The 16,020-nt window shown below is 47.3% G+C and carries 16 protein-coding genes; 11 read left to right on the top strand and 5 right to left on the bottom strand.

Translation table 11 applies throughout. The features are described from left to right. The first annotated feature begins 269 nt into the window (after positions 1 to 269). From A4R26_RS16360 to A4R26_RS16345, 5 genes are all read left to right on the top strand, one after another. A complete protein-coding gene (locus A4R26_RS16360; RefSeq protein ID WP_081164885.1) occupies positions 270 to 1,121 on the top strand; it encodes an RteC domain-containing protein in 852 nt (283 codons plus the stop codon). Between the two features lie 147 nt (positions 1,122 to 1,268). Further along, positions 1,269 to 2,333, top strand: coding sequence for a hypothetical protein (locus A4R26_RS16355; RefSeq protein WP_133054704.1), 1,065 nt, complete (start codon positions 1,269 to 1,271; stop codon positions 2,331 to 2,333). Positions 2,334 to 2,872: 539 nt separating this feature from the next. Beyond that, positions 2,873 to 3,088, top strand: a complete 216-nt coding sequence (locus tag A4R26_RS16350) for a hypothetical protein (RefSeq protein WP_081164879.1) — start codon at positions 2,873 to 2,875, stop codon at positions 3,086 to 3,088. 3 nt (positions 3,089 to 3,091) lie between these two features. Next, complete coding sequence (locus tag A4R26_RS34465; protein WP_107685848.1) at positions 3,092 to 3,493, top strand: nucleoside hydrolase-like domain-containing protein; 402 nt, start codon at positions 3,092 to 3,094, stop codon at positions 3,491 to 3,493. Positions 3,494 to 3,619: 126 nt separating this feature from the next. Beyond that, positions 3,620 to 3,865, top strand: coding sequence for a hypothetical protein (locus A4R26_RS16345; protein ID WP_081164876.1), 246 nt, complete (start codon positions 3,620 to 3,622; stop codon positions 3,863 to 3,865). 136 nt (positions 3,866 to 4,001) lie between these two features. Here the strand turns inward: A4R26_RS16345 and A4R26_RS16340 are convergent, their stop codons facing one another. Together A4R26_RS16340 and A4R26_RS16335 are read right to left on the bottom strand one after the other, a co-directional pair. Beyond that, positions 4,002 to 4,949, bottom strand: coding sequence for an NmrA/HSCARG family protein (locus tag A4R26_RS16340; protein ID WP_081164873.1), 948 nt, complete (start codon positions 4,947 to 4,949; stop codon positions 4,002 to 4,004). A gap of 60 nt (positions 4,950 to 5,009) precedes the next feature. Beyond that, a complete protein-coding gene (locus A4R26_RS16335) occupies positions 5,010 to 6,149 on the bottom strand; it encodes an AI-2E family transporter (RefSeq protein ID WP_242674925.1) in 1,140 nt (379 codons plus the stop codon). Between the two features lie 450 nt (positions 6,150 to 6,599). Here A4R26_RS16335 and A4R26_RS16330 point away from each other — a divergent pair, with 450 nt between their 5' ends. Further along, a complete protein-coding gene (locus tag A4R26_RS16330) occupies positions 6,600 to 6,821 on the top strand; it encodes a hypothetical protein (protein ID WP_081164870.1) in 222 nt (73 codons plus the stop codon). A 270-nt stretch (positions 6,822 to 7,091) separates the two neighbouring features. Then, complete coding sequence (locus tag A4R26_RS16325; protein ID WP_081164867.1) at positions 7,092 to 7,517, top strand: response regulator; 426 nt, start codon at positions 7,092 to 7,094, stop codon at positions 7,515 to 7,517. Positions 7,518 to 7,688: 171 nt separating this feature from the next. Here A4R26_RS16325 and A4R26_RS16320 read toward each other — a convergent pair whose 3' ends face one another. The 3 genes from A4R26_RS16320 to A4R26_RS35030 all read right to left on the bottom strand — a co-directional run bounded on the left by A4R26_RS16320 (position 7,689) and on the right by A4R26_RS35030 (position 8,915). Then, entirely contained in the window at positions 7,689 to 7,901 is a 213-nt protein-coding gene (locus A4R26_RS16320; RefSeq protein WP_133054703.1) for a hypothetical protein, read from the bottom strand. 96 nt (positions 7,902 to 7,997) lie between these two features. After that, positions 7,998 to 8,384: a response regulator gene (locus A4R26_RS16315; protein ID WP_278248427.1), complete on the bottom strand. Its 387-nt coding sequence runs from the start codon at positions 8,382 to 8,384 to the stop codon at positions 7,998 to 8,000. A 390-nt stretch (positions 8,385 to 8,774) separates the two neighbouring features. Then, the gene (locus A4R26_RS35030) at positions 8,775 to 8,915 is read right to left on the bottom strand and encodes a hypothetical protein (protein WP_165760304.1); all 141 of its coding nucleotides are present in this window, start codon (positions 8,913 to 8,915) and stop codon (positions 8,775 to 8,777) included. A gap of 446 nt (positions 8,916 to 9,361) precedes the next feature. Here A4R26_RS35030 and A4R26_RS16305 point away from each other — a divergent pair, with 446 nt between their 5' ends. The 4 genes from A4R26_RS16305 (at position 9,362) to modB (ending at position 15,999) form a co-directional block, all read left to right on the top strand. After that, entirely contained in the window at positions 9,362 to 12,481 is a 3,120-nt protein-coding gene (locus A4R26_RS16305; RefSeq protein ID WP_081164855.1) for a SusC/RagA family TonB-linked outer membrane protein, read from the top strand. Between the two features lie 12 nt (positions 12,482 to 12,493). After that, complete coding sequence (locus A4R26_RS16300; RefSeq protein WP_081164852.1) at positions 12,494 to 14,476, top strand: RagB/SusD family nutrient uptake outer membrane protein; 1,983 nt, start codon at positions 12,494 to 12,496, stop codon at positions 14,474 to 14,476. A gap of 96 nt (positions 14,477 to 14,572) precedes the next feature. Then, entirely contained in the window at positions 14,573 to 15,328 is a 756-nt protein-coding gene (gene modA / locus A4R26_RS16295; protein WP_081164849.1) for a molybdate ABC transporter substrate-binding protein, read from the top strand. Beyond that, on the top strand, positions 15,325 to 15,999 hold the full coding sequence (gene modB, locus A4R26_RS16290; RefSeq protein WP_081164846.1) for a molybdate ABC transporter permease subunit: 675 nt from the start codon (positions 15,325 to 15,327) through the stop codon (positions 15,997 to 15,999). Before modA ends, modB begins: the two co-directional genes overlap by 4 nt. Positions 16,000 to 16,020 lie beyond the last annotated feature (21 nt).

Below are 16,020 nucleotides of genomic sequence, written 5' to 3'. Positions count from 1 at the left end.
AAAGAACTAAATTTGACAAAGTAGAGTTAATATTAATTAAGCTTAATCGCCTGCCTGAAAGGCAACAGCGCATACTTATTGATCTCAGTCAAATGCTTCCAAAAAAGGGAAAAACTGCCAACCACTCCATTATTACTTTACGAATATGCGCCAAAACCATACGAATTCAAAAAATTACCTGGCGAATTCAAAATAACCACAGATACTGCATCCATCCGCATTTATTTTTGAAATGCCAACCGTTATTTTCTAACGCTAAACGATATACCATGCCTGCCTTTCAATCAACATTTGAAGAACTTACCCAATCATGGCAGCTCCGCCTGCAGGAAACAGAAGCCGCGGAATCAGATCAACTCACCAGACTGGAAACATGTATCCATATCTGTGAAGAAAGCCTGTTGCAGCTAAGACAATGGGTAACGGAGCGCACCTTTCCCGGTAAGGATTGGGAGATCTACTTTTTCAAACAGGTAAAACCGGTGATCATGGCGCGGTATATCTATTATCAGAAAGTGTATCGCCTGCACATTGGTTATTTCAAGGGCAGCGGTATGTTGGAGAAAAAGCGGCTGGAACATGAACTGCAGGTGATTGCCCGTTATTTTTCCGATAACGCGGATCTCTATGCATATTACCGTATGGGTTACACCCATCATGATGAACTGTATTTTGTACGCGGTGCATATAACTGGAAAATTTGTCCGGAGGTAAATCATTTCGACACGGTCTTCTCTACCAGCTGCGATGGAAAACTGGCGGAACTGATGGCTTATGAGCTGTTATTGAAATATATTGATGGAATGCTGAACCTTTCGGTAAAACTCATTGAGCCTGCAGCCGTCACCGCTTCCCGGCCTGCTGCCGCTTCTACCCTTCAATGTACTGCATCACTTACGGATGTTGTTGAGCTGGGGTATGCATTGCAAAACTGCGGATTCTTTAATCATGGTAAGGCTTCTATTAAGGATATAATGACCTTCATGGCAAATGAATTTAAGGTCGATCTTCGAAATTTCTATCACCTATTTGTTCGGTTACGGGGCCGCAAAAATCCTACCAGATTCATCGATGAATTAAAAGCCGGTTTGCTGCGGCATATTGAAAGTGAGGACGATTAATGTCCAAAATATTTAATAGCCAACCTGGCTAATTATTTCCGGAATATTTCTTATAACAGGTATGCACCTGTGGTAGTTTATTACCGCGTGCATACCTTTTTTGTTGCATTTTCTAAACACTTGTTGCAAAAATAAATCATAGCCAACTTGGCTACACCTTGGCTAATCGTTCCGCGCAAACGCCCCAGCTTTGTGATCATAAAACTGATCACCATGACAAACACATACAACATAGCCGGCACAGATGGTAACCTAATGGTACCTGTATTGAACGAAACTGGTAGCCTGATGGCCTACTTACTGTACCCGGACCCTACCGGGATCCTACAGGAACTCTACTCCTGTATGGCCATATCCAGGCAATACCCAGGCCATTGTCAGGCCATACCCAGGCAATCAGACACTAATGCAGGCACCTGGGCAGGCACTTTCAATAAGGCAGCATCCTTTCTTCATAATAAAGCTTTTGGTTATACCGGTGAACCAATTTTTCAATCATTTATTCATTCATTAAAACCTAAAAAAATGGCAAAATCAACTACCACCAGCGGATCATCCGCCGACAGGATCAAAAATGATCCGGCTTTTGAACGTACCCGGGAGAACATGGCGGAATTCGGGCGTGCGGGCAAAGCAGCCAAACTCCTGCGTTCGATCTTTCGCGATGTAACCATCAATGCGAAGGACAGGGTTACCCAGGCGCGCCTGGCGAAAGTAACGTCGCGCATCATAACTACCGACCCTGTAAATGAAAGAGGCGCACGTACGGTGAACAATGGCGACCTGCAGCAACTGCACAACTTTCATTTCAACGCACGGGCAGGCATTTCCGATTCCCTGTTTGTGCGCTGCCCGGTAAACTTCAACCGTGTGTCGGGAGAAGTAACGGTCGATATTCCTGTTTTTGTGCCACGCAACATGGTGCAGCAGGCCCGGGGCACCACTCACTTCAGGATCGTGGCAGCAGCCGCTGCCATCAACTTCGACACGGAGCGGTACGAGTATGCCATGCAGGGAACGCCTGAATTACCGTTTACGACCGATCCCACGCAGGCTACAACCCTTACGCTGCCATTGCCGGCCAACAGCCCGGATACGGTTGTGGCGGTGCTGGGTATCGAGTACTACCAGCGGGTAAACTCCCGCAGCTATGCGCTGAAATCGGGTGAGCACAATGCTACCAGTATTGTGCTGGTAGATAAGGTCGCGTAGCGGGTTTCCGGTTACCAGTTACCGGTTGCCGGGCCTGAATTTCGGGACGGCCGCCCATTATCAGGCTGTGTAAACCGGTTACCGGGCCAGTAACTGTATTACCCGGTAACCGGAACCCGGTAACTGGTAACCTATTCAGGCAACCATGAACGGCTTACCTCCTGTTAGGAATAGCTGCCTGTAGTTACAGCAGCCCATACAACCGAAGCGCGTATTCATCGTTGCCGGCCAGTGCTGCTATCCTATGGAAACCATCCTGCCCTATGCGTTTGTTTCCTATGAAAACCACCGTACCCTATGTGCCCGTTTACCTTTGAAAAACTGCCGTACCCTATGCGCGTGTTTGTCCCGAAAACAGGCAGGCATATACAGAAGCCTGTCCCGATGGTACCGTCGGGGCTTCCCTGCCTGTTCAAAGGGCAAACCTTACCAGTCACAGCTCTGTGCGCAGGAGCTGCGGCCGGTAAGCGGCGCAGATGCGGTTATGGCGGCTGGTTAGTAGAAGTGTTGGCATTTTTTCACCATTCAAATTAATCACTATGAACAATATCATCAACAGGGTGCAGGGCACCACGCCGAAGTTTTTTAAAATACTTCGCAACATCGGCCTTACCCTGGCAGCCGTAAGCGCAGCGGTGTTCGCATCGCCTGTAGCGCTGCCAACCCTCGTTACCGACATAGCAGGTTACCTGGCTGTGGCCGGCAGCGTAATGGGCGCCGTAAGCCAAACAGCGGTGCTCAATGAAGAAGTATAGCAGATGGGTATTGTGCAAAAGGGTCCCGCCGTTTGGCGGGACCCTTTTTTAAAACGTTATAATGACCGAAGGATAGCGCAGGCGATCTGGAAAGTAAAGCAATCGAGAAGCAAAAAGCAATTGAACAAATTCCTGGGCAAACTGCGGATCTTCATGATCGGGCTCGGTTCCCAAACCGGGCAGGACGGTTCCGGTCAGTGGCTGCCCGACAATTTCCCGGAATTGTTCATCATCGTATCACAAAAAACCTACGGCGGTATGTTTGCGCAAAACCCTCCTGTTGGCAACCTGGAGTGGCTCAACAAAAACATCCGCGAAAGACATGGGCCCGCAATACTTTCTTCACATGGAAAACATTGGATAGCTGGAATGTTAGTACGGGATCATAAATCTCTTTGTTTTTAACCTTTGTAATATATTCCTTCGGACTCATAGTATCTGCGTGAGATATTTTTATATAAATTCAATTGGCAACAATATATGTTCTTATAGATAAACCATAATCTATGATCCAGAAAACAAATATATATTATGAATACAACGACCGGCAATGACAATGATCCAAAATCTTATTCAGGTATTGATTTTAAGAGTGGAGGGGTCAAAGGAATTGTCATAACAATCATTGTAGGGCTATTGCTAATAACGATATTATGGGTTTGGAAATCAATACAGATAAAAAATATAAAAGAGCAGGCTGCCGAAGAGCGCTTACAGCTGAATGAAAAGGATAGGAACCTAATGCGCGATCTCGATGAAAGCAATCTAAATTTTTAGTGCAGTGACTTATCGTCTATAAAAAAAAGAAATGAAAGCAAAATTAAGCGCTGTAGCCCACTCCCTGGCTGTAACTTTTGGCAGCACAAACCAATCGGGAGAAAGAAATAGTTTTTTAAAGGATTGTGATCGATACTCACACCGGGATCTGCTTTGCGTATTTACCAAGCCACTGCTCAAAACTCAATAGCTCCGGGTTCAGTTGTTTTGAAAAACCTACATCGCGGGTCGTGTTTAATTCCTCTTCAAACTCATCATAGAACTGGAACATATTTCCGAGCTCATCAGCTCCCGGAAAACCAAAACCCCGGTATGCATCGGCAGGAACATTATTGTAAACCACCCGCTCGCCCAATGCTTTGCTCATTGCATCGGCCATCTGGTTTCCGGTTAAATGTTCCCCGGCTATCCCAACCCGGCGGCCCGCCATCCCGGGGCCCTTTTTGAAAATACCATACGCACATTTGCCAATATCTTCCGCTGCAATACCCGCCATCTTTGAATTGCCTATGGGCATCGTTAGGGCCAGCACGCCATCCTCGCCCCGTTTGGGCCCGGCGCCGAAATAAATGAAATTGTCCCAGTAAAAGGATGCCAGCAAAAAGGTAGTGGGCACCCCGGCTTCAATAAATAATTTATCCGATTCACCTTTGCCATCGAAATGCGGCACTTTATATTGCCCCTGAAGGGTGGGCATTCGCTGGTCGTTAAGCGGAATGTAATCGCGCGTATCTTCGAGGGTAGACCAGATCACATGCTTCAAACCAGCTTGCTTTGCAGCCGCGGCAAAAATGGCGGCTTCGGCCTTTTCCTTTTCGGCCGAATAATGTGCCCAGAAAAAAGTAACGAAGAAGGCGCCGTAAGCATCCTTCAACGCATTTTCGACAGCCTGCGGATCATCGATATCGGCTGCCACCAGTTCAGCCCCCAGCTGAGCTAATTCTTTCGCTTTATCGGAATTGGGATCGCGGGTTACCGCCCTTACTCCGAAAGCGCTGTTACCATCCTGCAGAATAGCGCGGGCAAGGCCCCCACCCTGTGCGCCGGTGGCGCCAAATACCGTAATGATCTTTTTTGACTGCATAAAATCGTTTTAAATGCTACCGATTGGGTTTGCCTATACTATTAAAACAATCCGGAATGATTATTTACTATCTCCCCGCTTCTTAACATCAACCCCGCTGGCCTGTTTGATCTCGTCCTGCACGGCCGGCGACGCTTTGCGATAACGCGGCCAGGTAAACGGACTTCCTGGCGGCCGCTCATCACCCAACAATACACCCCATTGCCTCAGGTGGTCTGTTCTGTCGAACACCACCTTCAACACGGCAATGACCGGCAGCGAAAGGAACATGCCGGCGATACCAGCCAGCGTTCCGCCTGCAATAACGGCCACAATACTGGTTAGCGCGTTAATGCGGATCTTTGAGCCAACGATCTTTGGCATGAGGATATTATTATCGAGAAATTGTACCGCCGCAATAGCTATAAGCACAGTTAGTATAGGCGATAAACTTTCCGATGAAGTAAGCGTAAGCAGCACGCCTATAACGTTGCCGATCAGCGCCCCTATATAAGGGATCAGGTTAAGGATAGCGAACAATACACCGATCAGCAGCGCATGTTTGATACCAAACAGCATCAATACACCGCCTAACAGCACGGTGATATAAGCTATCTGGATCAGCAGTCCCCCCAGGTAGCTTTTTATTACGCCCTTCATTTCCTGCACCGTTTCCCTTACCCGTTCGTGCTCACTTTCTTTATACCAGAGGAAAATAAAACGCAAAAGCAGGTTGCGGTAAAATAATAACAGGAAGATGTAAATGGGAACAAGCCCGAAAAAGATAAACAGCCCCGATAGCGAAGAAGCAATACCGCCAAGGTAGCCGCTTGCAAAATTCACCAGCTGTTCACTTTGCTGGTTGATCAGTTGCAGTTGGCGCTCGGTAGAGAAATTCGTTTTCCGGTTGATCCAGCTGCTCAGGTTCTCCAAATGAACCGTTAAGTTGGATTTGATCGTGGGAAAATCTGCAATCAGCCGCGAAACGTTCGTAGAAATGAACCATACGAGCAGCGCCATAGCGGCAAGCAGCACGAGCAGCACGATGACAATAGCCAGCATCTCAGGCATCTTTTTGCTGATGAGCCTTTTAAACAAAGGATAAACCAGGATGGTAAGAAAAAAGGAAAGCAATATGGGCGATAGAATATTAGCCGCATGAACGATGAAAAAGAAAACGACCGCCAACCCGAGGATCTCGATCGAACGCCTGACTGTCAAAGGAAGTGTTTGCACAGTTTTAAAGTTACTGCAGTAATTTGTATGCCAGGCGGGAGTTCGTGTATACTTCCCGCCAAAGGGCCGTCCTGGCTGCATCATAACGAACAACAGGTTAAATTTTCTTTTATAAAAAATTGGGATTTTCACCATTAGTTTCTACCTTTAAATCGCTTACGGCATCCTATTCCCATTTGATAATACATATCTTCCGTTTTCCCAAAATACCTATTTCAGAGATTAATAATTAATGTTGGTGCACTACAGTGAATGTCACTGATATTACGTTTAAGTATGCAATGAATAATTGCGTACCGGTAACCGCCATGCAAATTTAAAATTCAAAACAGCTGTGCTAAGGAGCTATTTGATTTTAAGACGACCTGCGTTGTCGATAAATGAAATTCTCCTAACGATCGACTTTTGTTTGTTCACAATTAAAATGGATGCAGAATGAAGGTATCAGTAAAAAATGTACACCAGCCTTTGAAAAGGCCTGGCACGATGGATTACTTAACTAAAGATGTTACTGTACTTGAAAAAGTGAAGCGGGTGAAGAGAACTTCAGTGAATGTGTTACCGCCAACGGAAGAAACAATTTGTAAACTAAATCAACTTGGGCAGCAATACCCTTTTTGCGTTAATTATAAACAAAAACGCCATGACCCCCTGTAACTGATTCCCCCTCTCCGGGAATGCACAGAGGCGAAAGTTCAGCAATGGCTTTCGCTTTTATATTTGCGGGCGCCACCCGATTGCCAATATTAAAGGCTGCATCTTGCCGTGCGATCATGTAATTGGTACCTGGTAAGCCTGAATTTTTAGCCGGAATAACAAAATGGTGCAACTTTATACCTACATTAGTATATCTTAGTGCTTCTACCTGATTTACGTTAATTCTTCCTGGGTTAAGGCCGTATTGTCAACTTTACAATACCGGACTTTATGAACTTACCGAAAAGGGTTTTACTTATTGATGATGACGAAGAGGAACTGCTCATTTTAAGGGCTGCATTAAACGAGTGTTGCAAGAACGTTGAACTGTTGCAGGAAAAAAACGGCCAGGCCCTGTTTGCCCGGCCGGATGATGACAGCCATATTATTCCGGATATCATTTTCCTCGACTGGAATATGCCATTGATCAGCGGAAGCGCCATGCTGTCGGGGCTACGAAAGCTTCCCGAATACCATGCGGTGCCGGTCGTTATCTTTACCGGCAGTATCGACCCGGCCTACCGGGCAGAAGCCCAGGCGCTGGGCGCCTCCTATTTTATTTACAAGCCATTCAGCATAACAGACCTGTCGAACAAGCTCAAAGAATTGTTTTCGCTTGACTGGAGAGCGTTCCAGTCAACCGGCCGGTTATTCTAAACAGCATTCAAATTAAATCAACCGGTATGTGATCAGAACGCACGATGCCTTTTTTCACTGCGCCCTGATGCGGAAACGGGTTTTCCCATCAGCTCATGTTCAGCCATCCGGGGCGATCGTTGCACATTGTATGAGGTGAAGCCTGCAACGCCATTTAACTGTTGCATACTTTTATAACACTGCTTTTGTTACCTGTTGTTTGCTCTTCTTCAATAACCTGATGCCAGACACAAGCAGCATTACAGCAGACGCTATCATAAATATGCCCCTGATCTTATTTTGCTTTTGCACCGGCAGGGAATCAATAGCTTTATTTGCCTTTTTGGCAACTATTTTCGAACCTACCATCTCTGCGGCTGAAACAGCCAATCCTTTTGCTGACATAACTATATTTTTTTGAATTACATGTGATGCGAAATATATGCCAGCCTGCATACTTTGCCGGTGTTGCCCTGTGGCCCAAGTAAAGGAGTTGGAAGATCATCGGGGCAGGCAATAATTTAAAATTTCCCTGATGCTTTTTGTAAGCTCTTTGAACGTTGCCGGCTTGGTGAAAGTTGCAACATTTTCCGAATCCCAGTAATCATCTTCCCGCCTGTTATGAAACGTTGTAAAAAGAACAACAGGAATGGAAGAGAACTCAGGATATTTTCTGATCTCTTTATATGTTTCCATTCCATTGATCAATGGCATATTGAAGTCGAGAATGATGAGTGACGGCAATTGCCCATCGAGGTAGGCTTCTTTTAAATAATCAATGGCACGCCATCCGTTCTCTGCTTCCAGGATTTGTATCGCGGAGTCGATATTGTTAATAGCGGAACCAATCAGGAAACGGTCGTCCTGATCGTCATCAACATGTAGAATGATTTTAGGAGGTGGTTTCAGGAATTCTTTTTGAAAGTGCAGAGCAAATATAACATTAAACTCAGGAAAGTGTAAGTCTTAACATATTAATTTATCGCATATCCATCGCCATAAAAACCGAAGCAAAAGATGTATCTCACAACACCTTAATATTTTTTATTAACCTGCATCATTGTGAAATACATGCCGGTGCCGGATAACATTGATACAGATGAGTATGGCATTCGTTCGCATCACTGATGCCGGGGCCCAAAATTGAATCAGGCAGCCTGATGATCCAAAAGACGGAGCGGTTTAAAAATTGGAATGAATGACCTTTGTTATAACGGCTGCTGCATTATATAACTTCCTTCATTACTTTTCTCACAGGCAGCTTGCAGCATTGACAGATTATAATCTTTTACCAATAATGTTTTTCCACTGCAGCAGTCGCTTCGCCAGGGCTTCTTTCCATAATAGCGCCTGCAGGCCAAAAGGATCTTCCAACCATACACGTTGTTGTTTCAACCTTAACCCGCCCTGGAATCTCATGCCTTTCAGGATGCGTTTCGGGCCAGTTATTGTAATCGGTTGAAAAATTTGCAAAAATCAGCATCCGCATAATTTGCAATGAGAAAACAATAGGAAACAAAGCTTACCCGAGCGCCCGGATACCCCCACCAGCAGCTTTTTTGATTAAAAAAATGTAATCGGTTTCATTTTTTTGCTTTTTTTCCTAATTTCGTTCTGTCAGCCGTGATTCCGGTTTGGCCCAACGATTGAATCTTTCATTAAAAACGCCATATGCAACAATCTAACTGCTTTTCACCCACCGTACTTATCTATTATACTTTACCCGCATACCAGGTTCGGGCCAGTTAATACATCAGCTCCTTTTTCCGCCTGCGAAGCTCCCCTGCCATATGAATGGCAGGTTACCGGTTGCTGCGCAGGGACGATCTCTAAACAATAAAATGTCCATCATCAAAACGATCCATATGATTAAAATTGAACGCCCCAAAAAACGTAGCCCGCAAAGGCTGTTATGGGAAAAAGTGTTTGCGATGACGTTGCTTGTTTTGCTTTGTAGTGCCGCAGGGAACGCAGCATTTGCTCAAAACACTGTAAGAGGTAAAGTAACCAGCAATACAGGCGAGCCTGTGGCCGGTGCTTCAGTAAGTGTAAAAGGAACCAGTACCGGTACCAACACTACTACTGACGGCAGTTATTCAATTCAGGCTGCCAAAGGAGCTGTACTGATTATTTCGAGCATTACCTACGCTACCAAAGAAGTTACCGTAGGTGATGATAATACCATCGACGTTCAGCTTACGCCTTCGACAACCGACCTCGGTGAAGTGGTAGTGGTTGGTTATGGAACCCAGCGGAAAGAATCGGTCACCGGTTCCGTGGCTTCGATAGGTGGTGAAAAAATGCGTGAAGTGCCCTCGCCCAACGTTTCGCAGGCCCTTCAGGGCCGCCTGCCGGGGGTAGATATTGCTCAAACCTCAACCCGGCCAGGAGCTACCATGCAGATCAGGATCCGTGGTACCCGTTCGCTCAGCGCCGACAACAACCCGTTGATCGTGCTCGATGGAATTCCTTTTATCGGATCGCTTGCCGACATCAACCCGAACGATATAAAAAGCATCGATGTGCTGAAAGACGCTTCCGCTACGGCCATTTACGGTAGCCGCGGCGCCAATGGCGTTATACTGATAACAACAGAAAAAGGGGGAAAGAACAGAACACCCCGCATCAACTACAGCGGATACGTTGGCGCTCAAAAGGTATTTGCCAAATACCCCATGATGAACGGGCCGCAGTTCGTAGCGCTGCGTAAAGCCGCCAATCAATATGCAAACGGCCAGGATGAGAACGACAGCACCAATACCGACTGGCAGGACCTGTTCTACCAAACCGGCATCGTAACCGACCACAACATCAGCCTTTCGGGCGGTGGTGAAACCGGCAGTTACAACTTCGGCGGTGGTTATTACCTGAACCAGGGCGTTATACCCACGCAGCAATACAAGCGGTATTCACTGCGCGGTTCGATCGACCAGCAGGTGGGAAAACTGGTAAAGCTGGGCTTTACTACCAATACCAACTACAACCAGACCGAAGGAAGCCAGGTTGGCCTGTACAGCACATTAAGCATGACGCCTATTTCCTCACCCTATAACCCCGACGGCACATTACGAAGGGGCATACGAATGATATTAGACAACCAGTATGTTTATACGAAAGATGTGGTGAAGAACCTACGCGACAATGACCAGTGGCTGAACGAAACACGCGGCTTTGCCACCTACAATGCCGTTTATGGCGAAGTGAAAGCCCCGTTCCTCACCGGTTTAAAGTATAGAGTCAACCTCGGTCTCGATTATATACAAACTAACAACGGCGCCTATACGGGCGCAGGCGTTGGCGACGCGCTCAACCCGAATACGCCGTCATCTGCTTCGGTAGATAACAGGAATACGGTGCACTGGACGCTGGAAAACCTGTTGACCTATGATCGCACATTCGGCAAACACGCCTTCAATGCGGTGGCATTGTATTCAGTAGAGCAGAATAAATACAACCGGTCGAACATGGCCGCACGCGATATTCCGGCCGATGCCTTCCACTTCTATAACCTCGGGCAGGCTGCAGGCCAGATAACCATAGACCCGGCGAACCAGGACTACCAGTTATGGGGGCTTCAGTCGGTGATGGGCCGTGTTATGTACGCTTACGACAACCGGTATATGATCTCTGCCACGGTACGTTCCGATGCTTCCTCAAGACTGGCGCCGGGCCATAAATGGCATACCTATCCGGCCATTTCGGTGGGCTGGAACATCAGTGATGAATCATTTATGCAGGACCTGGCCATCATCAACAAACTGAAGCTGCGTGCCGGGTTCGGGCAAACCAGTAACCAGGCTATCGCTCCTTATGCAACGCTGGGACAACTGGCAACCCGGCCTTACAATTTCGGCCCCTCGAACTATGCGACCGGGCTGTATGTATCTCAGCTGCCAAACGCCAATTTAGGCTGGGAGTTCTCCAAGACCTGGAATTTCGGTATTGATTTCAGCATACTCAAAAACCGTTTGTCCGGTACTATCGAATATTATATTACAAAGACCGAAGACATTCTGCTGGGGCTCGACCTGCCCCCCACCTCTGGTGTAACCAGCTATACAGCCAACATCGGAGCAACGGAAAATAAAGGATTCGAATTGGGTTTGAACGGTACCATTCTCGATAACCTGAATGGCTTTACCTGGGATGCGGGCGTTAACTTCTATGTAAACAAAAACAAACTGGTATCACTTGCATCCGGACAAACCCGCGATGAAGGGAACTGGTGGTTTGTGGGGCATAATATCAACGCCATTTATGATTATGAGCGGCAGGGCTTATGGCAAAAAGACGATCCGTATTTGAGTACACTGGAGCCGGGTGGCAATGTGGGTATGATCAAAGTGAAATATACCGGCGGATATAAACCCGATGGAACGCCCGAGCGCGCAATAGGGCCTGCCGACAGACAGGTTATAGATGTAGACCCCGATTTTCAGGGTGGTTTCAATACCCGCGTGGCTTACAAAGGTTTCGACCTGAGTGTGGTAGGCTTTTTCAGAAAAGGCGGCATTCTTTTCAGTACCATTCACGGATCAAGCGGTTACCTGAATATGCTGAGCGGCCGGCGCAACAATTTGAATGTCGATTACTGGACGCCGGAAAACACCAATGCAAAATATCCCAAACCCGGCGGTATCGTAAGCAGCGACAACCCGAAATACGGCAGCACGCTCAGTTACTTCGATGGGTCGTTCATGAAGATCCGCACCATCACATTGGGCTACGACTTCAACCAGCGCCTGATGAAGAATTCGAATCTGAAAATGCGGATGTACTTTACCGCTCAAAATCCGTTTGTCATGTTTTCGCCCTTCCATAAAGAATCGGGCCTCGATCCTGAAACCAATTCATTCGGTAATGAAAATGTGTCCTCAACCGGAGCCATCAGTTCAAACCAGAATCTGTTGAGACGCATCCTTATCGTAGGGTATAATACCCCGGCGACCCGCAACTATATTCTTGGCGTTAACCTGACATTTTAAATCATTCAGCATATGAAACATCTGTTTATAAAATCCATTGTAGTATCAGCCTGCTTCATGCTGGTATCTTCAGGATGTAAAAAAATTCTGGAAGAAGAGCCGCGCAGTTTTTATGACCCCAACTTCTTCAAAACCGAAAAAGGGGTGCAGGGCGGTATAACATCACAATATGCCCATTTACGTTTCATATACGGGCAACCCTATTTCTATAATTCACTCGAAACGGGTACCGATGAATATACCTGGGCCCAGAGCGCCGATGCCAACTTCAAGGATGCGGACATGAGCGGCGTAGGTAATCTGACACCGGCCAGCAGCCGTTCGGATGTATTATGGGGAACCGCTTTCTCAAACATCAATACAGCCAGCGGCATTATTGAAAATGCCGCCCTGGCGGGTACCTTCCCTGCTTCGCTGATCGCTGAAGCGAGGTTCTTCCGCGCCTTCGATTATTTTCTGCTGGTGCAAACATTTGGCGGCGTGCCGTTGGACCTTGGAGCAGGCGAATTGAAATTCAACACAGCTCCTTCAAGATTATCTGTACGTAATACGGTACCGGAAGTATATACAAAAGCGGTTTTCCCCGACCTGGTGCAGGCGATCGATGAACTGCCCGTTGCACCAAGGGTAACCGGCGGCGTTACAAAAACGGTTGCCCGCCTTTACCTGGCGAAAGCGTACTTGACGTATGGCTGGTGGCTGCAAAACCCCAACAACATTCCTACCTATCCGCAAACGGCCAGAACCGACCCCGATGGCCACGATGCGCAATGGTACTTTCAAAAGGCGTATGACATAGCTGTTGAGGCTATCGACAACCCCGGTAATTTTGGTCTTGAAAATACCTTTTACGACCTGCATGTGGGCGGCAATGACCGCAACAGGGAAATGCTGCTTTATGCAGATCATACCCAGGAAAGCGAGTTTTATAATGGCGCCTGTTTGGCCTGCTTCGATTCGGAGAGCGGCAATGGCAGGAACGGCGCCTCCTGGATGGTGACCTTCAACTACACCGTTATCAGAAGTTCACCCGATGCCACCGGTACCGGGGCCGGTATAAGCTCAGTACAACGCGAAGCGGCCCAGGCTTTAGGCCGTCCGTATACGCGTATGGCCCCAACAATCGGTGCTTTTACGAACACCTTTGCCGATAAAACGCTCGACTCAAGGTACGATGGTACTTTCACCTCCGTTTTCAGGGGTAACTGGCCTAAGGGCGGAACTGCCAACGCCACCCTTTATAACGCGAACGGTTTACCGGTAACGCCCGGGCAGCCTATACTCACGTTCCTGCCCGATGAAACGCTTGCCCCCACTATTACTTATCCTTCAGGCGCCACTTTCCCCGGCCGGCCTGCCGTCAATAATATCGGCGCCGGTGAAATACCGGGCAGGGCCGATTTTGTGATCACTCCCCGCGCTATCAGCCGGATCGTATTTCCCAATTTATGGAAACTGGGGGTTTACAGAACCGATAATGGTTCAGGTCTTGGCCAGCCAAACGCTACGAGCACACGGCCGTTCAAGATCGCCAAGTTCTCTGAACTGTATTTTATAGCTGCCGAAGCAGCTGTAAAAGGCGCCACAACTGTAGCCGGTAAAAGCGCCCGCGACCTCATCAATGTAATTCGTGCAAGAGCCGGGAAGTGGAAGTTCAGTAACAGGGACAATGCTGCATTCGTTGCCGATAACAGCGCTGCCATGACTGCTGCCACGCCGGCCGCCATAGATATCAATTATATTCTTGCAGAACGTTCACGCGAATACTTTGGGGAAGGCCATCGCTGGTTCGACCTGGTGCGTACCCAAAAGTGGAATGAGCTCGCCGGTTCATATGAAATTGCCGGCGCAGCTTACGGCAACCATACACCGCAAACGTTTAACAGAACCATTAACCCAACCCATTACCTGCGGCCCATACCGCAGGACCAGATGGACCGTATGGCACTGACTGCAGAAGAAAAAGCTGCCTACCAGAACCCGGGATATCAATAGTCACATAAGTAAAATTGGATAGAAAGGCTGTGCTGATTGCGCAGCCTTTCTTTTTTATTTTAGGTAGCTTTGCCAATTACCAACTGAAAGTAGACGATGAAAAAAATCTGTTTAGTGGTTTTACTGGCACTGCATACTCTACTATTACAGGCCCAGTTAAAACTAACCGTTGCGGTTGCTGCCAATATGCAATACGCCATGCAGGAACTGGTGGCCGAGTTCAACAAAACAGATAAGACCCGGATCGATATAGTGCCTGGCGCATCGGGTAAACTCACCCAGCAGATCCAGAACGGCGCTCCATTCGACATTTTCATCTCTGCAGATAAAGAATACCCGCAAAAGCTGGCCGGCAATAAGTTCACCCTTGAACCGCCGAAAGTATATGCACAGGGTTTGCTGGTATTGTGGAGTGCGAAGCCGAACATTCAGCCCTCGCGCGACCTGAAACTGCTGTTGGGGGCCAACATAAAAAGCATTGCCATCGCCAATCCGAAAACCGCACCCTATGGAAGCGCTGCGGAATTTATTCTGAAGAAATATGCATTGTACGATAAGGTGGCTTCCAAACTGGTAACCGGTGAAAGCATTTCGCAAACCAGCCAGTTCATTGGCACCCGAAATGCGGATATCGGTTTTACGGCAAAATCAATTGTGATCGCCGGTGCAATGAAAGGCAGAGGAAATTGGGTTGAATTGAATGCAGCGGATTATCCACCCATTGAACAATCAGCGGCGCTTTTGAAATTCGCCCGGCAAAATAATATCACCACAGCCAGAAAATTTTATAACTTCCTGTATTCTGCAAAGGCAAAAGCCATTTATAACAAATTCGGGTATATAGTAAAATGATCGATCTGTCGCCTTTATGGCTTACATTGAAACTGTCACTGAGCACTACCCTTATCCTGTTTGTTATTTCCATACCGCTGGCAAACTGGCTGGCCGGGGGGAAAGACATCTTTAAAATAATCGTTCAGGCTATTGTAAGCATGCCGCTTGTGCTGCCGCCAACTGTGATCGGCTTTTATTTATTGCTGGCATTCAGTCCGGCCAATGCTTTTGGCAGCTGGCTCGAAGAATGGCTGAATATCCGCCTGGTGTTCTCGTTCACGGGGTTGCTGATCGCTTCGGTGATCTATAGTCTGCCGTTTATGGTACACCCCATTCTGTCGGGTCTTTCTTCCTTATCGCCGAGTTTAAAAGAAGCATCCTGGTCGCTGGGAAAAACCAAATGGCAAACACTTACAAAGGTGTTGCTGCCAAATATAAAACCTTCACTGCTTACCGGCATCGTGCTTACATTTGCCCATACCGTTGGTGAGTTCGGCGTGGTGCTGATGATCGGCGGCAATATGCCCGGCAAAACACGCACTGCTTCCATTGCCATTTATGATGAGGTGGATGCATTCCATTATCATACGGCAAATGTGTATGCGGGCATTTTACTGGCCGTATCGTTCATCATATTACTGGTGCTTTATACGTATAACCGTAAAATGCAGCAGGCGAAGTTTTATTGATACCGTAAAATAGTTACCGGT

Source organism: Niastella populi, assembly GCF_002078015.1.
GTDB classification, from domain to species: Bacteria; Bacteroidota; Bacteroidia; order Chitinophagales; family Chitinophagaceae; genus Niastella; species Niastella populi.
Note: the sequence above shows the minus strand (reverse complement) of the source record. Positions and strands in the feature narration are given on the sequence as shown.